Here is a 5,587-nt window from a genome sequence, read left to right as displayed (position 1 = left end):
GCTTTCGTCCAGGCCGACGTGTCGACCAGCCGCAAATATGGCGGCACCGGCCTGGGACTGGCGATCTGCAAGCGGCTGGTGGAAGCGATGGGCGGCGAGATCACCGTCACCAGCACGCCGGGCCGCGGCTCCACCTTCCGCTTCTCCATCCGCTCGCGGCTGGCGGTGGCACAGCCGGTGGGCGAGCTTGGCGCCCGTCGCGCCCTGGCATCGCCGGCGGATTTGCCGGAACCGGCACGGGTGCCGCTGCGGCTGCTGCTGGCCGAGGACAACGACATCAACCGCATGCTGGTCGTCGCCATGATGACCCGCATGGGGCATCGCATCGACGCCGTCGCCGACGGGCGGGCGGCCCTGGACGCGGTCGGGACGTCCGATTACGACGCATTGATCCTGGACATGGAAATGCCGGTGCTGGACGGACGGTCGGCCACGCGGGCGATCCGCCGGATGGATGGCCCGGTGAGCCGCATCCCCATCGTCGGGCTGTCGGCCGACGCCCTGCCGGAACATCGCGACGGCCATCTGGCGGCCGGGCTGGATGCCTATCTGACCAAGCCCATCGACTGGGACGAGCTGAACGCCGTGCTGGTCGATCTGGCGACCCGGCCGCAGGAGGGGCGCGTGGTGCCGATGCCCAGCCGCCCGGCAACCGAGAGCAGCCATTTCTCGGCCCTGCCGCTGGTCGACCGGGTAAAGCTGGCGGAACTCCGGCTGGCGCTGGGCGGCGAGGCGCTGGACGGCATGCTCCAGCTGCTGCCGGAAACCGCCCTGCGCGAGGTGACGGCCATCCGGTCCGCCCTGCAGGCCGGGCGGCCGAAGGAACTGAAGCAGGCGGCCCACACGCTGGCCGGGCTCGCTGCCAATTTCGGCACGCCGCGCATGGCCGCCATCGCGCGCGCCATCAACGACGGCGCGGCCGATGCGGGCAAGGTCGCCGCCCTGCTGCCCTTGCTGGAGACCACCGTCGCCGCCACCAGCAGTCTGGTGCGCGAGCCGGCGGGGACCGGCGATTGACGGCCCTTCCGTCGGACGCGCGGTTGAGCGCCGGGCGACCGATCTGCTAGAGTGCGATCGTTTCAAGCGGCATCGCTTGAAACGTGAATCACACGGAAAACCAGAAGCTTAGAGACCATCCAGTGCTCCAACAGGCACCGGACGGGCTCTAGAGACTTAAGGACCATGAAGAAAGCAGCGCCAAAGCGGCGCGGCGGGTCGCCGCGCGTCCCCCATCCCGATCAGTTCGATCTGCTCGACGCGCCCGAGCCGACAGCGGTCATGATCACCTATTCGGGACGGACGGTCGATCTGGAACACCCGGATTTCGGCCCCTTCGACATCGAGGACATCGCCCGCCCGCTGGCCTACCAGTGTCGCTTCGTCGGCAACACCCAGCGCTTCTTCAGTGTGGCCCAGCATTGCGTTCTCGCCAGCCGGCTGGCGCCGGAGGGCTACGCCTACGACGCGCTGATGCATGATTCGGAAGAGGCGTTCACCGGCGACTGGCCGACGCCGTGGAAGGTGCGGATCGGCCGCGATGCCATCCGGCAGGCGGTCGAGCCGATCAAGCGGGCACTGGCCGAGCGTTTCGGCTTCCGCCATCCCGAGCCGAAGGCGGTCAAGCTGGCGGACCAGCGGGCGCTGGCGACGGAACTTCGCGACCTGTGCGCGCCGCACCGTGTGAACTGGCGCGACCTGCCCGACCCGGACGAGGCCCCGATCCTGCCGCTGGGTCCGGAAGAGGCGCTGGCCGACTTCCTGGAGCATTACCGGCGGCTGAAACCGGCCTGAGGCCGGTCGGCAGGAGGCGGAACGGCGTCAGGCGTGGCCGCCCTGCTGCGACCGGCGGCCACGGCCGCGCTTGGGCGCCGAGGCGAGGCCGGCTTCGGCGCTGCCGTCGCCCTGCTGCTCGGCGCAGCGTTCGGCCAGTTCGCGGATGGCGGCACGGATCTGCGGATCGCGGATGCTCTGGAAATAGCGCGCCAGCATCAGCGCCTCGCGCGATTGCAGGGTGTTCTCCTGCTCCTCGCCGCCAACGGCCGCCGCCGGAACGCCCCCCTCAGCCGCCGGCTGACGGTTCTCAAGTCCTTCAAAGAACACGGAGACCGGGACGCGGAAGAACTGGCCCAGCTTGAACAGGCGACTGGAGGACACCCGGTTGAAGCCCCGTTCGTACTTCTGCAATTGCTGGAAGGTCAGCCCAAGGGCCGAGGCGACATCGCTCTGGCTGAGGCCGGCGAGCATGCGAAGCTCGCGCAGGCGCTGGCCGACGAACACATCGACCTCGTTCAGGCCTTCCTTTTTTTCGCGGCCACGGCGTTTCATGGCTCTTTCCCTTCGATCCTGTGCGGGTCCCGGCAGACGATTCTTCCCGCCGCCGTCCGGAACGCTGGGCGGGCCCGTCAACCGTGAAGCAACGCCTTTGGAGTCGGGGCTTAGGAACACCTCGCCGCGAAGACGAATCGGCCGGTTTCGGGCCTCGAATGCAACTCAGCTATGACTGCGACCCGACGATGTCAACCACGGCTCCGCCATTTACCTCTTTTGGGTAGCGTGAAATTCGCGGGAATCGTCCAATTGGTCATAGAGCCGCACTCTTTTCGCGCATCTGGCGGTATCTCTTTACCCCAGGTCGCGTGCGCTGTCCGGCACAGCCTCCACCGGGGATCCGCTGCGGCATTGTGACCCAGGGTTGCGGAATGCCTTGTGGCTGCACCGCCGCAGGGCTGCAACATTTGCGGGGGCACTAGGCATATTTTGCCGGGCGCCCGGCAAAAACTGCCGCTGATTAACCCTCTGTTCATCAAGACGCCGCAGCATGCCCCAACGTAGGCAAGCCCGGCGCGGAACTTGCAGAAACCGTTTCGCAATCGCGAACGGAGACTGTGTGAAGAGCATGCCGGGAAGACTTCCGATCGGGGACCGCGCGTGAACAACCTGCTGCAGACCTTGCGCAATCTCGGGCCCGCCCGCCTCGCGGCGATCGGCGGCGTCGGGCTTTTGCTGATCGGATTCTTCGTCTATCTGACCACCCGGCTGTCCACGCCGGAGATGGAACTGCTCTATGCCGACCTCCAGCAGACGGAGGCGGCGGCCATCGCCAAGAAGCTGGACGAGGCGAAGGTCCCCTACAGCGTCGACAAGTCCGGCACCAAGATCATGGTCCCGGCCGATCAGGTCGGGCCGATGCGCATGCGCATGGCGGCCCAGGGCCTGCCGTCCGGCGGGTCGGTCGGCTACGAGCTGTTCGACAAGGGCGAAGGTTTCGGTGCCACGAGCTTCATGCAGAACATCAACCACCTGCGCGCGCTGGAAGGCGAGATGGCGCGCACGGTGCAGACGCTGAACGGCGTCCAGCAGGCCCGCGTCCATCTGGTGCTGCCCAAGCGCGAGCTGTTCGCCCGCCAGCAGAATCCGGCGACCGCCAGCGTCTTCCTGAAGCTGCGCCCCGGCACCCAGCTGAGCCGCGAGAACATCCAGGCGATCCAGCAGCTGATCGCCGCCTCGGTCCCCAACCTCGACCCCAACCGCATCTCCATCGTCGACGACAAGGGCAAGCTGCTGGCGCGCGGCACCGGCAGCGACACCGCCGAGGCGATGATGGCGAGCGCCGAGGAGAAGAAGCAGGCCTATGAGGGCCGGCTGGCCCGCACCATCGAGGATCTGCTGGGCCGGACGCTGGGCTATGGCAAGGTCCGGGCGGAGGTGTCGGCCGACCTCGATTTCGACCGCATCACCACCCAGTCGGAAATCTTCGATCCGGAAAGCCAGGTCGTCCGCTCGACCCAGACCGTCAACGAATCGAACGAAAGCAGCGACCGCGATCCGCTGGCCCCGGTGACGGTGGACCAGAATTTGCCGACGGCGCAGGCCAGCAGCAGCGCCAGCCCGCTGTCCTCGAACAAGTCGAACCGCGCCGAAGAGACGATCAACTACGAGATCACCAAGACCACCAAGTCGCACGTCCGCGAGGCCGGCCAGGTCCGCCGCCTGTCGGTCGCCGTTCTGGTGGACGGCACCTACCAGCTGTCCAAGGACGCCCCGCCGGCCTACCAGCCGCGCAGCGAGCAGGAGATCGAAAGCATCAAGGCGCTGGTGCGCTCCGCCGTCGGGCTGGACGCCGTGCGCGGCGACTCGCTGGAGGTGATCAACATGCGCTTCTGGTCGCCCGAGGACGACATCCAGAAGCCCGAAGAGCTGTTCATGGGCATGACCAAGGACGACCTGTTCCGCATCGCGGAGATGGTGGTCCTTGGCATCGTCGCTGTGCTGATCATCCTGCTGGTCATCCGCCCGCTGATCGCCCGCGCCTTCGAGAAGGCGGAGATGCAGGAGGACGACGAGATGGACCGGTTGCTGACCGATCAGGCCGGCATGCCGGCGGCGCTTGCCGCCCCCACCGGCGCCCTGGCCCAGGATCTGGCGCTGGAGGCCGCCCAGGCCGACGAGGAGCTGGAGCAGATGATCGACATCAACCGGGTCGAGGGCCGCGTCCGCGCCTCCTCCCTGCGCAAGGTCGGCGAGATCGTCGACAAGCACCCGGAAGAGGCGGTCTCGATCCTGCGCAACTGGCTGTATCAGGAGAGCTGAGCCATGCCGGCCTCCGTATCCACTCCGCATGAGGCCACCTTGTCCGAAGGGGGGGCGCGGCGATGAGCGTGCGCAAATTCCTCTTCGACGAGTCCTTCGACGTGGACGCCGTCCCCCGCATGACCCATGTGGAGGATGACGACCTTCTGCCCGAGGACGAGCTGTCGGCCCATCCCGAACCCGAGCCGGAGCCGGAGCCGGAACTGCCGCCGGCCCCGACCTTCGGCGAGGAGGAACTGGCCGCCGCCCGTGCCCAGGCCTATGAGGAGGGACTGGCTGCCGGCAAGTCCGAAGGGACCGCCGCCGGCTACGGCAAGGGCTTCACCGACGGCATGACCGCCGGGCAGAACACCGGTTACGAGCGCGGCAAGGCGGAGATCGAGGCGACGGTGAACAACCGCATCGCCAACGCGCTGTCCCAGATCGCCGACGGGGTGGCCCATCTGCTGGCCGCGCACGAGGCGGGCAACGCCGCGCGCAGCGAACAGCCGGTCCATCTGGCGCTGGCCATCGTCCGCAAGCTGATGCCGGAATGGGCGCGGCGCGGCGGCATGGTCGAGGTGGAGGGGATGGTCCGCGCCTGCCTGACCGACCTGATCGACGAGCCGCGGCTGGTCATCCGGGTGGCGGAGGACACGATGGATCTGGTGCGCGGCCATCTGGACGAGACGGTCGGGTCGCGCGGCTTCGGCGCCAGGCTGATGGTGATCGGCGATCCGTCGATCGCCCCCGGCGGCTGCCGCATCGAATGGGCCGAAGGCGGCGTGGAGCGGGACACCGCCCAGCTGCTGGCTGAAATCGAACGCCGCGCGGCGCACATGCTGGAGGCTCCGGCCCCCGTCTAAGGGGTGTCCGGAATGAAGGAGGTCAGGGACCGACATGCCGAGCGACAATTTCTCGCTGAACGATCTGCACGGCGGCGATGGCGACGATTACGCCAGCCCCGGAATCGCCAAGGATCTGGAGGCGGTGTACGACATCCCCGTCCAGATCTCCG

Annotated in this window: 5 protein-coding genes; 4 read left to right on the top strand and 1 reads right to left on the bottom strand. The window is 67.9% G+C overall.

Translation table 11 applies throughout. The features are described from left to right. Both I71_RS31965 and I71_RS31960 read left to right on the top strand, forming a co-directional pair. A partial coding sequence (locus I71_RS31965) for a response regulator (RefSeq protein WP_042703821.1) occupies positions 1-1,017 on the top strand: 1,017 nt, incomplete at its 5' end. 165 nt (positions 1,018-1,182) lie between these two features. Next, a complete protein-coding gene (locus tag I71_RS31960; protein ID WP_049976442.1) occupies positions 1,183-1,791 on the top strand; it encodes a transcriptional regulator in 609 nt (202 codons plus the stop codon). A 27-nt stretch (positions 1,792-1,818) separates the two neighbouring features. Here the strand turns inward: I71_RS31960 and I71_RS31955 are convergent, their stop codons facing one another. After that, positions 1,819-2,325, bottom strand: a complete 507-nt coding sequence (locus tag I71_RS31955) for a helix-turn-helix domain-containing protein (protein WP_042703819.1) — start codon at positions 2,323-2,325, stop codon at positions 1,819-1,821. 603 nt (positions 2,326-2,928) lie between these two features. Here I71_RS31955 and fliF point away from each other — a divergent pair. Together fliF and I71_RS31945 are read left to right on the top strand one after the other, a co-directional pair. Continuing rightward, positions 2,929-4,590 carry a flagellar basal-body MS-ring/collar protein FliF gene (gene fliF / locus I71_RS31950; protein ID WP_042703816.1) on the top strand — a complete coding sequence of 554 codons (1,662 nt, stop codon included), beginning with the start codon at positions 2,929-2,931 and terminating at the stop codon, positions 4,588-4,590. A gap of 62 nt (positions 4,591-4,652) precedes the next feature. After that, on the top strand, positions 4,653-5,435 hold the full coding sequence (locus I71_RS31945) for a FliH/SctL family protein (RefSeq protein ID WP_042703814.1): 783 nt from the start codon (positions 4,653-4,655) through the stop codon (positions 5,433-5,435). Positions 5,436-5,587 lie beyond the last annotated feature (152 nt).

Source organism: Azospirillum sp. B506 (genome assembly GCF_000333595.1).
Classification (GTDB): domain Bacteria; phylum Pseudomonadota; class Alphaproteobacteria; order Azospirillales; family Azospirillaceae; genus Azospirillum.
This window is presented reverse-complemented; position numbering and strand designations above follow the sequence as displayed.